The 16,356-nt window shown below is 58.7% G+C and carries 15 protein-coding genes and 3 tRNA genes; 6 read left to right on the forward strand and 12 right to left on the reverse strand.

Annotated elements, in window-relative coordinates:
• Positions 1–55 precede the first annotated feature (55 nt).
• Positions 56–994, forward strand: a complete 939-nt coding sequence (gene hutG / locus H4P12_RS11010) for a formimidoylglutamase (protein WP_187793721.1) — start codon at positions 56–58, stop codon at positions 992–994.
• Between the two features lie 99 nt (positions 995–1,093).
• On the opposite strand, the gene H4P12_RS11015 is transcribed toward hutG, so the two are convergent.
• From H4P12_RS11015 to H4P12_RS11040, 6 genes are all read right to left on the reverse strand, one after another.
• A tRNA-Val gene (locus tag H4P12_RS11015) sits at positions 1,094–1,169 on the reverse strand.
• Positions 1,170–1,227: 58 nt separating this feature from the next.
• The gene (locus tag H4P12_RS11020) at positions 1,228–1,797 is read right to left on the reverse strand and encodes a histidine phosphatase family protein (protein WP_187793722.1); all 570 of its coding nucleotides are present in this window, start codon (positions 1,795–1,797) and stop codon (positions 1,228–1,230) included.
• A 65-nt stretch (positions 1,798–1,862) separates the two neighbouring features.
• Positions 1,863–1,937 (reverse strand) — tRNA-Val (locus tag H4P12_RS11025).
• Between the two features lie 51 nt (positions 1,938–1,988).
• The gene (locus H4P12_RS11030; protein WP_187793723.1) at positions 1,989–2,300 is read right to left on the reverse strand and encodes an HU family DNA-binding protein; all 312 of its coding nucleotides are present in this window, start codon (positions 2,298–2,300) and stop codon (positions 1,989–1,991) included.
• A gap of 148 nt (positions 2,301–2,448) precedes the next feature.
• Positions 2,449–4,863, reverse strand: coding sequence for an endopeptidase La (lon, locus tag H4P12_RS11035; RefSeq protein WP_187793724.1), 2,415 nt, complete (start codon positions 4,861–4,863; stop codon positions 2,449–2,451).
• Between the two features lie 176 nt (positions 4,864–5,039).
• Entirely contained in the window at positions 5,040–6,401 is a 1,362-nt protein-coding gene (locus H4P12_RS11040) for an ATP-binding protein (protein ID WP_187793725.1), read from the reverse strand.
• A 33-nt stretch (positions 6,402–6,434) separates the two neighbouring features.
• On the opposite strand from H4P12_RS11040, the gene H4P12_RS11045 reads away from it, so the two are divergent.
• The 5 genes from H4P12_RS11045 (at position 6,435) to H4P12_RS11065 (ending at position 11,249) form a co-directional block, all read left to right on the forward strand.
• Entirely contained in the window at positions 6,435–7,298 is an 864-nt protein-coding gene (locus H4P12_RS11045; protein WP_187793726.1) for an MBL fold metallo-hydrolase, read from the forward strand.
• A 59-nt stretch (positions 7,299–7,357) separates the two neighbouring features.
• Positions 7,358–7,432, forward strand: a tRNA-Asn gene (locus tag H4P12_RS11050).
• 424 nt (positions 7,433–7,856) lie between these two features.
• Complete coding sequence (locus H4P12_RS18795; RefSeq protein WP_246449241.1) at positions 7,857–8,084, forward strand: hypothetical protein; 228 nt, start codon at positions 7,857–7,859, stop codon at positions 8,082–8,084.
• A gap of 36 nt (positions 8,085–8,120) precedes the next feature.
• Positions 8,121–9,359: an Hsp70 family protein gene (locus H4P12_RS11060; RefSeq protein WP_187793727.1), complete on the forward strand. Its 1,239-nt coding sequence runs from the start codon at positions 8,121–8,123 to the stop codon at positions 9,357–9,359.
• Positions 9,360–9,737: 378 nt separating this feature from the next.
• Positions 9,738–11,249, forward strand: a complete 1,512-nt coding sequence (locus H4P12_RS11065; RefSeq protein ID WP_187793728.1) for a phospholipase D-like domain-containing protein — start codon at positions 9,738–9,740, stop codon at positions 11,247–11,249.
• A gap of 18 nt (positions 11,250–11,267) precedes the next feature.
• Here H4P12_RS11065 and H4P12_RS11070 read toward each other — a convergent pair whose 3' ends face one another.
• The 6 genes from H4P12_RS11070 to H4P12_RS11095 form a co-directional block, all read right to left on the reverse strand.
• Entirely contained in the window at positions 11,268–12,101 is an 834-nt protein-coding gene (locus tag H4P12_RS11070) for an inositol monophosphatase family protein (protein ID WP_187793729.1), read from the reverse strand.
• Between the two features lie 92 nt (positions 12,102–12,193).
• On the reverse strand, positions 12,194–13,228 hold the full coding sequence (gene fba, locus H4P12_RS11075; protein ID WP_187793730.1) for a class II fructose-bisphosphate aldolase: 1,035 nt from the start codon (positions 13,226–13,228) through the stop codon (positions 12,194–12,196).
• A gap of 3 nt (positions 13,229–13,231) precedes the next feature.
• Positions 13,232–14,212, reverse strand: a complete 981-nt coding sequence (locus tag H4P12_RS11080; RefSeq protein WP_187793731.1) for a class 1 fructose-bisphosphatase — start codon at positions 14,210–14,212, stop codon at positions 13,232–13,234.
• Positions 14,213–14,215: 3 nt separating this feature from the next.
• On the reverse strand, positions 14,216–14,677 hold the full coding sequence (gene derI, locus H4P12_RS11085; protein ID WP_187793732.1) for a D-erythrulose-4-phosphate isomerase: 462 nt from the start codon (positions 14,675–14,677) through the stop codon (positions 14,216–14,218).
• Positions 14,678–14,690: 13 nt separating this feature from the next.
• A complete protein-coding gene (locus tag H4P12_RS11090; RefSeq protein WP_187793733.1) occupies positions 14,691–15,452 on the reverse strand; it encodes a triose-phosphate isomerase in 762 nt (253 codons plus the stop codon).
• 5 nt (positions 15,453–15,457) lie between these two features.
• A complete protein-coding gene (locus H4P12_RS11095; protein WP_187793734.1) occupies positions 15,458–16,222 on the reverse strand; it encodes a DeoR family transcriptional regulator in 765 nt (254 codons plus the stop codon).
• Positions 16,223–16,356: the final 134 nt, after the last annotated feature.

Below are 16,356 nucleotides of genomic sequence, written 5' to 3' on the forward strand. Positions count from 1 at the left end.
CAGGACCAGCGCGACCGGCCTTGTCCTGACAACGTTTCGAAAACGGAAGACTGGCATGTGTAAATATCGCGACGCGCAACCCTGGTCCGGGCGGGAAGATCCCGAAGACGGCCCGCAGGCCCTTCGGATGCACCATCTTGCCGGGCGGGCCAATGCAGATATCGCCATCTTGGGATTTTGCTGCGACGCTGGTGTTCGGCGCAACCAAGGACAGCGCGGCGCGGCATCTGGCCCCGCCGCGATACGACACGCGCTGGCCAATCTGGCCGCATCGCCCGACCTTGACGGCTTCCACGACGCTGGCGATATTTTGGTGACAGGCGAAGACCCGGCCCCGGGTCAGCAGATGCTGGCCAAACACCTTGCGCGGCTGTTGCTGGATCACAAGCGCGTTCTGGTTCTTGGTGGCGGGCACGAAACAGCATTTGGCACATGGTCAGGCCTGCGACTGGCCCGACCTCATGATCGCATTGGCATCATCAATATCGACGCCCATCTGGATCTGCGCAGCGTCGGCCGCGCTGGCCCGTCTTCTGGAACGCCCTTCTGGCAAATCCGTCAGGCCGACCCGGACAATTTCCGCTATGCGGTTCTGGGCGTCGCGGGCGAGGGCAATACCGCTGCCCTTTTCCAGCGCGCGCGGGAGTGGGATGTGCAGATCGTGCCGGATGATCAACTTCAGACGGAGGCACAGGCTGGCTTTGCCGCCATTGACCAGATTTGCGCGGCTTCCGATGCAATCTATCTGACGATTGATCTGGACGCCCTGCCCGGCGCTTTGGCACCCGGTGTCAGCGCACCGGCAGCCCGCGGGATACCGCTGCACGTGGCAGAGGGTTTGATCGACCGGGTGCTCGCCTCTGGTAAACTCATCGCTGCAGATATCGTGGAACTTTGCCCGCCCAACGATACAACCGGACTGACCGCACGCTGCGCGGCCTATATCGCCAGACGTCTGATGAACGGGTGGGTCGCGGATCACTCACTCAGGTGAAAACGCCGGTGATGCGCTGAAAATCATGACCCAACGGCGATCTCAGGTTCGACGAGCCTCGGACCACTTCGAAAATATGACATAAGTAATTGAAAAATATGGTGGGCGGTGAGGGACTCGAACCCCCGACATCTTCGGTGTAAACGAAGCGCTCTACCAACTGAGCTAACCGCCCGCCGGCGCCTCTATTAGCGCCACTTTTCGGATAGCGCCAGAGGGCAGATTGATTTTCTTCAAGGCCGCCAGATTTCGTGGTGTCCCCCCCGGACCACGTGAACCGCGCCCTGTTCGGTCGGCAGCGCTTCCAAGCGCGACAATGGCCATGACAGCGCCAAAAGACGCAGCATTCGCAGGGTGATGCCGTGCGTAATGATGATTGCCGGCCCCGTCAGATCATCCAGAAATGAGGCCGCGCGCCGGAACAGTCCGTCCAGATGCTCTCCTCCCGGAGCCTTGTCATACCATGCCAACCCATTCCCATCGAAAATTGTGGGATGGGAAATGCGCAGATCCGCAATCAGTTGGCCGGTGAACTCGCCGATGTCGATTTCAGCCAAACGTTGATCGGTTACAAAATCGGTGCCGTGAAAGACGATCTGCCCGGTTTCAAGGGCGCGTCCCTGTGGGCTGGAAAACCGCTGCCCTTGAACGCCATTCACCAGCGCGGCCATTCGTGCGGCTTGCGCCCGTCCCTTCGGGGTCAGCGGCGAATCCAATACGCCCTGCATCCGCCCTTCGGCATTCCATTCGGTTTCACCATGCCGGATCAGATACAGATCGGGATAGACGCCTTTTTCCGACATGCCAGACTCAAAAAAAAAGGTCGCCGTATAGGCGACCCGGAAAGGGCGCTTGGCCCGCAGAATAATGGTGGGTGATAACGGATTTGAACCGCTGACATCTTCGATGTGAACGAAGCGCTCTACCACTGAGCTAATCACCCATTGCTGAGCCATTTAGCAGCAAGGTCCAGCGGCTGCAATAGAAGGTAAGGTCAGTCAGTCGAAGATTTGCGGCGCAGGCGAAGAGTGATCACCTCTCCGCCGCGCGAATCCTTTTCCAGGGTAACCCGCGCGCGCCCCAAAGGCGGGATCGCCAAAGTTTCGCCCGCGGCCAGCGCACGCCCTAACTGATCCAGGGTCGCTTCGATCACCGGTCGCGCCTCGGCCTTTTTCGCGCCGCTTGCGGCCAGAACGCGATCAACGAAATCTCTTTTCTGCACAACCTTCGCCGGCTGCGGCGCCGCCCCATCGGAAGACGTTGCGCCTGACTGTCCGGCGAAGGCCGGACCAGATCGCTTTGCCATAACGAACTATCTCCGATTTTTGGAAAAAAACCTCTTCACCTCTGATAGCTTACGTAAGGTAAAGCAAAATGCAAGGACCGAAAAACAAAAAAGGCCGGATCGACACGCGATCCGGCCCTTTTTTTGCCTAAGCGGCTGTTTTTCTGACTTAATGAGCCACAGCCGAGCCGCTGGAACTTTCTTGACGTCCAGCCAGTCTTGCGGCTTCTGCGGCTTCTTCTGCCGCTTCATCCCACTCGACCGGATCTGGCATGCGGACCAAGGCGTGCTTCAGAACTTCGCGGACATTGCCGACCGGAATGATCTTCAAGCCGGTTTTCACGTTATCTGGAATCTCGGCCAGATCTTTTTCGTTATCCGCCGGGATCAACACCGTCTTGATGCCACCACGCAGCGCCGCCAACAGCTTTTCTTTCAAGCCACCGATGGCCAGCGCATTACCGCGCAGCGTCACCTCACCCGTCATCGCCACGTCCTTGCGGACCGGGATACCCGTCATGACCGACACGACCGAAGTCACCATGGCCAGACCCGCGGACGGGCCGTCCTTGGGCGTCGCGCCCTCGGGCACGTGGACGTGGATGTCGCGCCGTTCGAACTCTGGCGGTTTCACCCCGATTTCAGGCGCGATCGAGCGCACGAAGCTTGCCGCCGCATCAATCGATTCCTTCATCACATCGCCCAGTTTACCGGTGGTTTTCATCCGGCCCTTACCCGGCAGCCGCAACGCTTCGATCTGTAACAGATCACCACCGACCGAGGTCCAGGCCAGACCGGTGACAACACCAACCTGATCCTCTTTCTCGGCCAGACCATAGCGATGACGCCGCACGCCCAGATATTCCTCGACCTTTTCAGGCGTCACGGTCACGGACTTGACGTCACCTTTCAGGATCTCGGTCACGGCTTTCCGGGCCAGCTTGGCGATCTCTCGCTCCAGCGAGCGCACACCAGCTTCACGGGTGTAATACCGGATGACATGGGTCAGCGCATCGTCGGTGACGTTGAACTCGCCCTTGCGCAGGCCGTTCGCCTTGATCTGCTTGTCCAGCAGATGGTGGCGCGCGATCTCGCGCTTTTCGTCTTCGGTATAGCCGCTCAGCGGGATGATCTCCATCCGGTCCAGCAAAGGACCCGGCATGTTATAGCTGTTAGCCGTGGTCACGAACATCACGTCCGACAGATCGTATTCCACCTCAAGATAGTGGTCCACGAAGGTCGAGTTCTGTTCGGGATCAAGAACCTCAAGCATTGCACTGGCCGGATCGCCACGGAAATCCTGCCCCATCTTGTCGATTTCATCGAACATGATGAGCGGATTGGTGGTTTTGGCTTTCTTCAACGCCTGAATGATCTTGCCCGGCATCGAACCGATATAGGTCCGACGGTGGCCGCGGATCTCGGATTCGTCTCGCACACCGCCAAGGCTGATGCGGATGAATTCGCGCCCGGTGGCCTTGGCGATTGACCGCCCAAGCGAAGTTTTACCCACACCCGGAGGACCAACCAGCGTCAGGATCGGTCCTTTCAGCTTCTGGCTGCGCGACTGCACGGCCAGATATTCAAGGATGCGTTCCTTGACCTTGTCCAGACCATAGTGATCGGCGTCCAGAATGGCTTCGGCCTTGTTCAGATCCTTCTTGGTGCGCGATTTCACGCCCCATGGCAGCGCCAGAAGCCAATCCAGATAGTTGCGGCTGACCGTCGCTTCGGCCGACATCGGTGACATCGACTTCAGCTTTTTCAGCTCGGATTCTGCCTTGTCACGGGCTTCCTTGCTGAACTTTGTCTTGGCGATTTTTTCTTCCAGTTCGGCCAGTTCGTTCTGGCCATCCTCACCATCGCCCAATTCCTTCTGAATGGCCTTCATCTGCTCATTCAGATAGTATTCGCGCTGCGTCTTTTCCATCTGGGTCTTGACGCGCGACTTGATCTTTTTCTCGACCTGCAGGACCGACATTTCGCCCTGCATATGGGCATAGACCTTTTCAAGACGTTCGGCCACGTCCAGCGTGTCCAGCAAGTCCTGTTTATGATCCAGATCGATTCCCATGTGCCCTGCGACCAGATCGGCCAGCTTGCCTGATTCTTTCGCCTCGGCAACTGCGGTCACGACTTCTTCCGGGATGTTTTTGCGCACTTTGACATAACGCTCGAACTCGTCGGCGACGGTGCGCACCAGCGCGGTCACCGTGGCGGCGTCGCCATCGGTTTCGGCCAGAACGATCGCTGCCGCTTCGAAATGATCCTCATTCGGCACGAAATCAGTGATCTGCACACGCTCCCGCCCCTCGACCAGCACCTTCACGGTGCCATCGGGAAGTTTCAGCAATTGCAGCACATTGGCCAGAACGCCGGTGCGGTAAATACCGTCTTCGGTCGGTTCATCAACCGAAGCATCTTTTTGTGCGGCCAGAAGGATCGGGCTGTCCGACTCCATCACGGCTTCCAGTGCCCGGACCGATTTGTCACGGCCCACAAACAGCGGCACGATCATGTGGGGAAACACCACAATGTCGCGCAGCGGCAGCACCGGATAGGTCTGAGAAGCAAATTCGTTCATATTATGCGTTCCTTTCCTGCCCGAAGCCGTAGCCCCATCATGGCGGCATACAGCCCCTGCGTTACGCCAATTTAGGATGCGCGGGGCGTCCGTTCAATATGACAGGAAGAATACAAGATATTTCCCGCCAATGCATGTTCCCTACCAACCTGTTGTGCATGAGCCGGCAGGAATGCTTAGCGCGGAATAACAATCTCTGCCCGCAGACCGCCCAGCCGTTCGCCCCTGCCCAGCCGCAACTGCCCGCCATGCCCGCGCGCAACATCCGCCGCAATGGCAAGCCCCAGTCCTGCGCCCGCCCCCTGCCCGTTGTTCCGGCTTCTTGCCGTATCCAGCCGCGTGAAAGGCCGCATCACCATTTCATGGCTTTCCTGCGGGATGCCCGGACCGTCATCCTCGACCCCGATCCGCAGACTGCGAGGGCCAAGCGTTGCGTCCACCTGAACCTTCTTGCCATAGCGGGCGGCATTACCGATCAGGTTGTCGATTGCCCGGCGCAACATATCGCGGCGGAATTTAGCCTGACCGTCGCGGTCGCCTTCGATCCGCAACAACTCGACGTTCCGCCCGGCCCGTTCAGCATCTGCGACGATGCCGGTCAGGAACTCTGTCACGGAGGTCGACTCGGCGGCGCTCTCCTGCGCTTCGTCGCGTGTATAATCCAGAAACGCGTCGACCATCCGGTTCATCTCGGCAATGTCGCTGTCCATCGCGGCGATGTCTTCATCATCCGGCGCCATGTCGGGTGACATCATCGACATGGCCAGCCGCATCCGCGTCAACGGGGTGCGCAGATCGTGGCTGATCCCCGACAGCATCAGCTTGCGCTGATCGTTCTGACGCTCCAGCCGGTTACGCATGTCCAGAAAGGCCGTGCCCGCGCTGCGTACCTCGGTCGCGCCGGAGGGGCGATATGGCACCATCCTGCCCTTGCCATATTCTTCAGCGGCATGGGCCAGCCGCCGGATCGGGCGCAACTGGTTCCGCAAAAAGATCGTCGCAATCCCGGTCATCAACAGCGACGTAAAGACCATCAGCACCAACAACTGATGCGGGTTCGAGGCACTGACCCGGCGGCGGTCGAACGCAATCGTGTAAGAGCCGTTGTCGCCCTCCATCCTGACCGCGACACGCTTGTCATTGCTCGCCAGATCAATCCCGTCGATTTCGGGCACCGTCGCGCGCAATTCTTCGATGACGACCCGCCCCGAGAAATCAAACAGCCTGCGCGTATCATCCTTGCCGCTTATCGCGGGCACATAGATCGACAACCCCAAAGGATTGCCAATCGATTGTCCGACCAGCAATGAAGATGCCGAATTCACCGCGATATCCATCTGTTGGGAAATATAGGTCAGTTCGCGGGCCATGCTGGCTGTCATCTGACGAGTCACGCCCTCGAAATGGCGCTGCAGGAACATCACCGTCACCACAAGCGTCACACCAACCACCGGCAGAAACAGGATCAAAGCCGCACGACCATAAAGACCACGCGGCACAAACCGCTTCAGCCAGCCCGTTTCACCCTGGTTCGCCATGGACACCCGCCTTTTGCGCACTAAACTATCGACATGAAAGACGATGTGAAAGAGCCGCGGGTAATCCTTGCGCCAAATCCCTCGCCCCTGACCGGGCCGGGAACCAACACCTTTCTCATAGGCCGCAATCAGGTTGCGGTGATAGATCCGGGGCCTGACCATGCCGGACATCTGGCGGCGCTCATCGATGCGGCTCAAAACCGTATCAGCCATATCTTCGTCACCCATGCCCATCTGGATCACAGCGCAGGCGCACGCCGCCTGGCCGAAATGACTGGCGCCCCTGTACTGGCCTTTGGCGAGGCGCTTTCAGGTCGTTCACCCAGCATGCAGCGATTGGCGCGAGCCGCCGGAATGGGTGGGGGCGAAGGGTTGGACATGGCCTTCACACCCGATCAGCGGCTTCGCGACGACGACGTCATCACCACCGATGAATGGCAGCTTCGCGCCCTGCACACGCCCGGCCATTCGGGCGGACATCTAAGCTTCCAATGGAACGACGTGGTATTTTGCGGCGATATCGTGATGGCGTGGTCATCGACCATCATCTCGCCCCCCGACGGCGATCTAGCCGATTATCTGCGCTCACTCGAGCGATTGGATCAGATCGGTGCCGCCCGTTTTTACCCCGCACATGGCGACCCGATAGGATCGCCCTCCACCCGAATCGCCGCACTCGCCCAGCACCGCCGCGAACGCACCACCCAGATTCTGGGCGCCCTGCGCAGCGGCCCCGCAACAGCCGCTGAACTGGCGCGCGACATCTATGACGTGCCCATGCACCTGATGGGCGCTGCAACGCGCAACGTGCTGGCACACCTAATAGCCCTGACAGACATCGGTGCAGTTACACATGAAGAAAAGCTGACCGCAGAAACAAAGTTTACGTTTCTGTAAAAAATCCGCTCAGACCCACTGGACGCCTCCGAAATCGGCCGCTATATCCCCCCTCGTGTTCCGGCGTAGCTCAGCGGTAGAGCAGTTGACTGTTAATCAATTGGTCGTAGGTTCGATCCCTACCGCCGGAGCCAAATAAAATCAGTGATTTAGCTACGTAATTGCCTGCATGTGAGTTACGGCTTGTAGGCAACAAATAGGCAGGCTAACGGCGGGCCTCCTGTGCTCAACCAACTCATCGTTGGTCGGCGTCTATGTGTAGGGCGAACTGCCTTCTGGACAAAGTGAAAGATCAGCCTGACCGCACCCAACATCCTGACAGGTAAGGGAAAAACCACCGTGAGGGGCGACTTGGGGCGGTCGCGGAGAATGCAGGTCGCCGGGTAAAAACGGCCCTTTATCCGACATCGAGCGCGCATATTCTTGCAGAGTGGCAGCAAAAACCGCGCATCTGACAACACCCAGCTAACATTAGAGAAACAGGCATAGGTCTGATCGGCCTTGTGCGGGTCGTGGCCGGCACCCTGCTGATCGCCGCGCAGGGCAGGCAGGAGTGGGGTGGGCATCGCGACCGGCGAGCTGATCGCCAGCTATACGGTCGTTGACGCCCACGCGGTCAAGGCGCTCGGCATCGCGCAGGTGGAGGCGGTCTTCAACTCTGGTGCTATCGAGGCGCGCTTTGCCAGCTTCATTCGACATTACCCGCCGTCGCCAGATTTCCGAAGCAACAAGCGTGACGGAAGGAGAAACTCGTTCGAACTTGCGGATCGCGAACCCATCCGTTAGATCGCCCGTCTTTCCTTTCAGACTATGGGTGCAGTCATGTCTTCGACGTTGGCTTTGGATTTTGGAACATCGAATTCAGCGGCGGCGATGATCGACAATGGCAGCCTGCGACGGATCCCCATGTCTTCACAGGGGGATACGCTGCCGACGGCAGTTTTTTTCCCCGATGATGGTAGCGCGATGTTGATTGGTGACGATGCCGTTGCTGCCTTGATCGCGGGGGATGACGGACGTTTCATGCGCGCGCTGAAAAGCATTCTGGGCACATCGCTGTTCCATGAAAAACGCATGATCGGGGGCAAGCGCCGGACCTTGGCCGAGATCGTGACTGCTTTTATCACCACCATCAAAACACGTGCCGAAAACCAGACGGGCGAAAGCTTTTCCGCCGTTCTTTCCGGGCGTCCGGTGCATTTTCATTCTTCTGATCCGGCCCGCGATGCAAAAGCGGAACAGGATCTGCGCGGATGTTATCAGGCTGCTGGCTTCCAGCAAATCGACTTCCTGTTCGAACCCGAAGCGGCCGCGCTGGCCAGTCACCAGTTGGATACGAGCGGCCAGATAGGCCTGATCGTGGATATCGGTGGCGGCACGTCAGACTTTACCCTGTTTCGCAGCAAGGGCGACACGGCCGAAATTCTGTCCAGCCATGGATTGCGTCTGGGCGGAACGGATTTCGACCATGTCATTTCCATGAGTCATGCCATGCCCCTGCTGGGTCAGGGTGGAGAGCTGCGCCGAACCTTGGGCAGCGGCCTGCTACCGGTGCCAAATGCGATATATACCGAGCTGGCGACATGGGCGAAGATCCCGTTTCTTTACACCCGCGACACGTTGCGCAAGATCGAGGACATGGAACGTCATGCGGTGCAGCCAGAAAAGATCGCAAGGCTTCTGAAAGTGATCGAGGAAGAACACGGTCACCAACTGGCCTTCGCCGTGGAAAAAGGCAAGATCGCGGCAAATGAGCAGAAAAACGATGCCGCAATCCAGATGGGGTTCATCGAGGGCAGTCTGACCGCTCCGATCAATGCGCAGTCGATGAACGCCACTTTGGCCGATTTTCAGATCAAACTTGGTCTGGCCATTGATGAGACACTGACCGCCGCGAACATTCAGCCCGCGCAGATCGGCGTGCTGGTTCTGGTGGGCGGATCCAGCCTGATGAACATGGTCGCGGAAGAGGCTCAGCGCAAATGCCCTTCGGCCCGGCTACGATATTCAGACGCGTTCACGGCTGTGGTGGATGGCTTGGCATTGGCGACAAAAAGTTAAAAATTTTAACCGTATATTAATGACAATAATAGTTTATATAAATTATACTTACGAATGCGACGCCATAAACATAACTAGAAATTATACTACTATCGACGTGTGGAAACCCGTCTGTTTGTTAGAAAAGTTCTCTTCATGGCCAGGTTAAATGGCACGACGGGTCCAGACTCAATCACCGGAACAATTGATGCAGACAGCAGCAACTCGGGCAATGGGGATGATACCGTCTTTGGCTTGGACGGCAACGACACGATCAATAGCGGCAGCCGCACCGATCTTGTCCATGGCGGCAACAGTGCTGACGATATGGCAGGCAACCAATGGCCTCGCGCTGCGTTACCTGCCCGACGCTCAGCAAACCACGCGCGGGACATATCTATGACAGACCTAGCCTTCAAACCCGGTCGCAATTCCTGGCGGGTTACCAATGCGGATCGCTTTTCAGTCATCATCGATGGGCAAGAGTATTTTCGCATCCTTCGTGAATCTTTGCTGAAAGCAGAACGGTTTGTGATTCTGGTCGGCTGGGATTTCGATTTCGAGATGGAGATGTTGCCCGGCGAAAGTGACGATGACGGAAACGCGCCTGATGGTTTTCCGAACGCGATCGGCCCATTTCTTGATTCTTTGGCTGAACGCCGCAGCGAGCTGGACATCTATCTGCTGAAATGGAGCGGGGGCGCATTGATCGCACCCGGTCGTTTGATGCCCGCGCTTCACATCAAGCTGCTGTCACCTGACCAATTGCACCTTGCCTTTGATGGTCGCCACCCGATTGGCGCAAGTCACCATCAGAAAATCGTGGTGATTGACGATTCACTGGCATTTTGCGGTGGCATCGACGTGACCGAAGGTCGTTGGGATACGCCGCAGCATGAAGCCTATAATCCGCTGCGCCTACTGAAAAACGGCGAAGTTGCGCAGCCATGGCACGACACTGCAACGATGATGTCGGGTGACGCTGCAGCAGCATTCAGCGAACTTTGCCGCAGCCGCTGGCAGCGCGCCATGGACGAACCGATTGGTGAAGATTTCATTCCCGGTCAGGATCGTTGGCCCAACGACGTTACCCCCGATTTCAAGAATATCGAGGTGGCCATCGCCCGGACCGCCCCGCCCGAGTCCAACCACCCCGCCGTCACCGAAATCGAGACGCTCTATCTGGATAGCATCGCCGCCGCGCTTGATTGCATCTATCTGGAATCGCAGTATTTTGCGGCTGACAGCATTGCCTATGCCATCCGCGACCGCCTGCAAGAAGTCGACGGCCCCGAAATCGTCGTCATCAATCCCGACGCCGCGCAAGGCATGGTCGAGGATGAAGCGATGCACGTCACACGCAGCCGGTTGATCCATGACCTTGCCCAACAGGATCCGTATAATCGGTTTACCATCCTCTATCCGGTCAACGATGCCGGGCAGGATATCTATGTTCATTCCAAGACCTGCATCATCGACGACAAGTTTTTGCGGATCGGTTCCAGCAATATCGACCGCCGCTCGATGGGGTTTGATACGGAAAGCGACGTTGCAATCATCGCCGAAAGCGAACAGGATCGGCAGCGTATCACCGAAATCCGTAACGCGTTGCTGGCCGAGCATCTGGCCGTCGAACCGCAGCAGGTCGCCACGGCTATCGAAAACTATGGCGGTGTCATCGACGCGATTGACGTGCTGAACGATAGTGTCGGGCGGGGCCTGCGGCCCATCACACCGCGCAAGGAAACGATGCTGGGCAAATTCCTGTCCGACACACGCTTCTTCGATCCACGCTATCGCCGCAGCGCACAGGCCCGCATCGGCATCACATCGCGGCATGTGATGTATGGCACGGTCGCCTTGGCAGCGGGGCTGATCTTGTGGCAGCGATTTCGCCGGAAAAGAAAGTGACGCGATGACCGGCGACCGCTAGGCGAACCGGTCACCACATAAAACGTTCCGCGCGGCAAGCCAACTTTCAGGGTCGGGCGCACAGATCAGCCCGCCGCTGGTATGCGTGGGCAGATATTCCGTCCCGTCGAAATGCGCACTATGTCCACCCGCCTCGCGATGCAGCAGCCAACCGGCTGCATGGTCCCACGGCATCAACCGATTATAGACCAGCAGATCGCAATGCCCTGCAGTCGCCATCCGATATTCATGCGCCGCACATCGCAGCCAGAAATTCATCGCGAATTTCGGCAGGTTTTCCTGCACCGCAGGACGTAAATCCGGCGGCAGGAAATTCGTCCCCGCAACAATCGTCATCTTTTCCGGCGCACAGGGGGGCGCGACGCGAAGGCGCATATCCGACCTGTCTTGCCGACGCGTCCATGCGCCCTGCCCCCGCACAGCCAAGGCCGTCTCGTCGCATATCGGATCATGGATCGCGGCAAAGGCGATTTGCCCCTTGATCATTCCCGCAACCATCGTTCCAAACAGCGGCAGCCCGGAGGTGAAGTTCTTCGTGCCATCAATCGGGTCGATCAGAAAGGACACCTGTGCTTCCGCAATCCTGGAAATTGCCGCCGGATCATTCCCCGAGGTTTCTTCACCAACCAGCAACGCACCGGGGAACATCTGTGCCAGTTCCGCACTGATCTGTTCTTCGGCAGCCTGATCCGCTTCGCTGAAGACGTCAAAAGACGATGTCTTTTCATAGACCGTATTCGGAACCTGCGCTCGAAACCGGGGCAGCAATTCCTTCTGACCTATGCGGCTCAGCAGGCCGCAGATTTCATCGACATGAGTGGATTTGAACATCGAGGCGGCCTTTGATCGCAAATTCACGGGGCAGTGAAACGTGATCAACGGCAAAAAGAAAGCCCCGCGCACATGTGACGGGGCTTTGCACATCAATATCGCGCGGCGATGGCAGACAAAGGCAGCGGCCGGATCTTGTCGGCATTTCCGGCTGTTCCGAATGCCTCGAACCGTGCCTTGCAGACCTCGGCCATCATGTCCATCGCTGGCTTCAGGTATTTGCGCGGATCAAACTCTGCCGGGTCTTCGGTCAGCGTCCTGCGGATCGCGGCGGTCATGGCAAGGCGGTTGTCTGTGTCGATATTCACCTTGCGCACGCCGGATTTGATGCCGCGCTGAATTTCCTCGACCGGGACACCCCAAGTCGGGCGAATATCGCCGCCATAGCTGTTGATGATCGCCTGCAAATCCTCGGGGACCGAAGATGAGCCGTGCATCACCAGATGGGTATTCGGCAATCGGTGGTGGATTTCCTCGATCACGCGCATGGCCAGAATGTCACCATCAGGCTTGCGGGTGAATTTATAGGCGCCGTGGCTGGTGCCCATCGCCACGGCCAGCGCATCAACGCCGGTATCGGTCACGAAACGCTCGGCCTCGGCCGGGTCGGTCAGCAGTTGTTCTTCGGACAGCTTCTCGGTTGCGCCATGGCCGTCTTCCTGATCGCCCATGCCGGTTTCCAGACTGCCCAGCACGCCCAATTCCCCCTCGACCGAGACGCCGCAGGCATGGGCCATCCGAACCACTTCGGCGGTAATGTCGCGATTATAGGCGTAATCGGCGGGTGTCTTGCCATCGGCCTTCAGGCTGCCATCCATCATCACGCTGGTAAAGCCGTTCTGGATTGCTGTCGCGCAGGTGGCCAGACCGTTGCCGTGGTCCAGATGCATGCAAACCGGGATATCGGGGAATGCCCGCGCAAAGCCCGCGATCAACCCCGCCAGCACCAGATCGTTGGCATAGGCGCGCGCGCCCCGGCTGGCTTGCAGGATCACCGGCGAATTCGTCGCCTGAGCCGCCGTCATGACGGCCAGCCCCTGTTCCATATTGTTGATATTGAAGGCGGGCACGGCATAGCTGTTCTCGGCCGCGTGGTCGAGAAGCTGGCGCAGCGTGATCATGGCCATGAATTATTTTCCTTTAGCAGCAGCGATATAGCGCAGGATGGTTTCAACCTCTTCCCTTGCGCCACAGATGAAGGGGGTCATTTCGTGCAGGCCCGCAGGCTTGCGATCCAGAATGGGCATGTCGCCATCGGTCGCGATGCCGCCCGCCTGTTCGATCAGAAAAGCAATCGGCGCACATTCATACAACAAACGCAGGCGGCCATGTTCATATCCCGGCCGGGTATCGGCGGGATACAGGAACACACCGCCCTGCAACATGATCCGGTGCAGATCGCCCACGGCGGCGGCCAGCCAGCGCATGTTGAAGTCACGCTTGAACGGGCCGTCCTTGCCCAACTGCATGTCATGCAGCCAGTTTTGCAGCCCCGCACCCCAATGCCGTTCATTCGACGCGTTATAAGCAAAGGTCGATGCGACGGGGTTCAGGGTAACATTTTCCCGCACGATGCGAAAATCGCCGGCCTCGACATCATAGGTCGCGATGTTGACGCCATGGCCCAGCGAATAGCCAAAATCCAGCGAATGCCCGAAAGAGGCATAGCCGGCCGCAACGATAGCCCGACCTGTGCGCGCGAACCCTTCGGGGGCAGCGGGCAGGATGCTGAACAGCATCCCCAAGGGCGCACCGATGCCGATGCTGCCCGACCCGTCGATCGGGTCCATCGCCACATCGTAAACCCCATCGGCGTTCAGATGAACGATTTCCTCCATCTCTTCGGACAGCACTTGCCTGACGCCCTTATCTTTCAGGGCGGCGACAATGTAATGATGCGCGGCGACATCCAGCGCCTTCTGCTTGTCGCCGCTGTCATTCACGCCGACGATGGCATCGGGATCGCTGTGCAATCTGCCCGCCGCCAGACGCGCCGCCAGCGCGGGCAAGGTTTCCGCGATGGTCAGAACGATTGCCGCTGGACCGCCGCCCGTCAGCGCATCGCGCAGCCGGACCCCTTTGGCCGGGCCATCGGCGGGCAGTTTCAACATGGCTTAGCCCTTGTTGTATTTGGCATCGACAGCGTCGATGGCGTTGACATTTCCAGCCGATTTCCCGGCGGCGTCGAAATTCATCGTTTCGGCCAGCCACGCATCGGCAATGGTCTTGGCGACCTCGGCGCCGATCACGCGTGCGCCCAGGGTGATGATCTGCGCATTGTTCGACAGCGCGGCCCGTTCCGCCGAATAGGTGTCATGCGTCAGGGCGGCGCGGATACCCGGCACCTTGTTGGCCGCGATGCACACGCCGATGCCGGTGCCACAGACCAGAATGGCGCGGTCATAGGTGCCGTCAAGAACCCCGTTGGCCACGCGATCCGACAGGTTGGCGTAAAACGCATCCGGCCCGGCATCGGTGCGGCTGATTTCCGACACGTCATGCTTGTCCTTCAGGTGCTCGGCCAGAACCTTGGCCAAACCTTCACCCGCGCTGTCGCCTGCAATTGCCAGTTTCATATCGTCAACTCCTTCAGATCTTGGCGGCGCATTTCGCCAGTATGTTAAGATATCCTTCGACCTTCCAGGCCGAACGTCCGATGAACAGCCCGTCGATATGCGGGCATTGGATCAGTTCCTCGCAGTTGTCGGGATTGACCGAGCCACCATAGAGGCAAGGGACTTTGCGTCCCAGAACGTCCTGCGCCACCTCGACGATCGCTCGCTGGCGATCATCGGCATAATCGGCGGTCGCAGGCATGCCGTTGACGCCAATCGCCCAGACCGGCTCGTAAGCCAGCAAAACGGGCGCGGCTTTCTGGTTGCCCGTCAACCGGCCAAGCGCCGCGCGGACCTGCGTTTCCAAAACCTCTTGAGCGCGACCGTCTTCACGTTCAGCCAATGTTTCGCCGATGCAGATCAGCGGGATCAGCCCGTGCCGGACGGCGGATTCGGTTTTCAGGCCGACCGTTTCGTCGGTCTCGCCGAAATATTCACGCCGTTCGGAATGGCCCAGTTCGACAATGTCCAGATTGCAGTCGGTCAGCATGACCGGACTGATTTCCCCCGTCCACGCACCAGCGTCATCCCAATGCATGTTCTGCGCACCGACCTTGACGGATGTGCCAGCCAAAATTTCCTTCACCTGCCGCACCGCGGTAAAGGGAGGGATCACAAAGCGCTGGATACGCGGGTCGCGTGCGCCATCGGCAGCCGCCAATGCGGTCGAAAATTCCTGCGCCTCGGCCAGCGCCTTGTTCATCTTCCAGCTTGTGCCGATCCAGAAGTCGGTCATGTCAGTCAATCCTTGGCAATGGTCAGCCGCAGCCCTGCTCGCTTGATTGCAGCACCCGTTTCCGGGCTTGGTGCAGCATCGGTGATGATGGTGTCGAAATCGTTCAGATCGGCCAGCACATTCAGGGCGGATCGCCCGAAGCGCTGATGATTAACCAGCAGGACCGCGCGGTTTGCGGCGCGGATCATCGCCTGCTTGGTCCGCACGACCGCGTCATCCATGTGAAACGCCTGCAACCCCGACACGGCCGGGGCCGAGATGAATGCAAGATCGGCACGCAAGCGTGACAACGCCTGTTCGGTCACAACGCCGAAAAATCCGTTGAATTTGGCGCTAAACGCACCGCCCAGCGCGATCAGCGTGATCCGGGGCGCATCTTTCAACCTGTCGATCACGGCCATGTTGTTCGTGATGACCGTCAACGGCGGCTTGTCCGCCAGCCGCGCCCCCAGAAGCGCCGCCATCGAGCCATCGTTGACCATCACGGTCATTCCCGGCTCGACCAGGTCCAGTGCGGCGCGGGCCATGCGGGATTTCGCATCACCATCCTGCAATTCGCGGATACGGAAATCGCTTTCGAATTGCGTCCCCGCCTCGATCGTCGCGCCACCCCGGACTTTGCGCAACAACCCGGTCTGCTCCAGATCGTCCAGATCGCGGTGAATGGTCATTTTCGACACGGCAAAACGCTCGGCCAGATCATCCAGATCAACGGCCCGCGCCTCGACCAAGGCATCCATGATCGCCTGCCTGCGCTCTTCGCGTTTCACAACGACTCACCCCTTGCCTCTTGCATTCGCAACATAACACCACATTTCGTTATAACAACATATTTTTTGTTATTTTGTGATTTTAAATTGTGATATCGTGTTGTGATTTCCCGCGCGACATCGTATGCGGGGAC

This window comes from Paracoccus amoyensis, from assembly GCF_014490725.1.
GTDB classification, from domain to species: Bacteria; Pseudomonadota; Alphaproteobacteria; order Rhodobacterales; family Rhodobacteraceae; genus Paracoccus; species Paracoccus amoyensis.

Bases quoted from the DNA above. Each gene is read 5' to 3' on its own strand.
- H4P12_RS11030 (WP_187793723.1), bottom strand. From the start codon at position 2,300: ATGGCAAAGCGATCTGGTCCGGCCTTCGCCGGACAGTCAGGCGCAACG.
- H4P12_RS11065 (WP_187793728.1), top strand. From the start codon at position 9,738: ATGACAGACCTAGCCTTCAAACCCGGTCGCAATTCCTGGCGGGTTACC.
- H4P12_RS11070 (WP_187793729.1), bottom strand. From the start codon at position 12,101: ATGTTCAAATCCACTCATGTCGATGAAATCTGCGGCCTGCTGAGCCGC.
- H4P12_RS11090 (WP_187793733.1), bottom strand. From the start codon at position 15,452: ATGACCGACTTCTGGATCGGCACAAGCTGGAAGATGAACAAGGCGCTG.
- H4P12_RS11080 (WP_187793731.1), bottom strand. From the start codon at position 14,212: ATGTTGAAACTGCCCGCCGATGGCCCGGCCAAAGGGGTCCGGCTGCGC.
- H4P12_RS11040 (WP_187793725.1), bottom strand. From the start codon at position 6,401: ATGGCGAACCAGGGTGAAACGGGCTGGCTGAAGCGGTTTGTGCCGCGT.
- lon (WP_187793724.1), bottom strand. From the start codon at position 4,863: ATGAACGAATTTGCTTCTCAGACCTATCCGGTGCTGCCGCTGCGCGAC.
- derI (WP_187793732.1), bottom strand. From the start codon at position 14,677: ATGAAACTGGCAATTGCAGGCGACAGCGCGGGTGAAGGTTTGGCCAAG.
- H4P12_RS11020 (WP_187793722.1), bottom strand. From the start codon at position 1,797: ATGTCGGAAAAAGGCGTCTATCCCGATCTGTATCTGATCCGGCATGGT.
- H4P12_RS11045 (WP_187793726.1), top strand. From the start codon at position 6,435: ATGAAAGACGATGTGAAAGAGCCGCGGGTAATCCTTGCGCCAAATCCC.
- hutG (WP_187793721.1), top strand. From the start codon at position 56: ATGTGTAAATATCGCGACGCGCAACCCTGGTCCGGGCGGGAAGATCCC.
- H4P12_RS11060 (WP_187793727.1), top strand. From the start codon at position 8,121: ATGTCTTCGACGTTGGCTTTGGATTTTGGAACATCGAATTCAGCGGCG.
- fba (WP_187793730.1), bottom strand. From the start codon at position 13,228: ATGGCCATGATCACGCTGCGCCAGCTTCTCGACCACGCGGCCGAGAAC.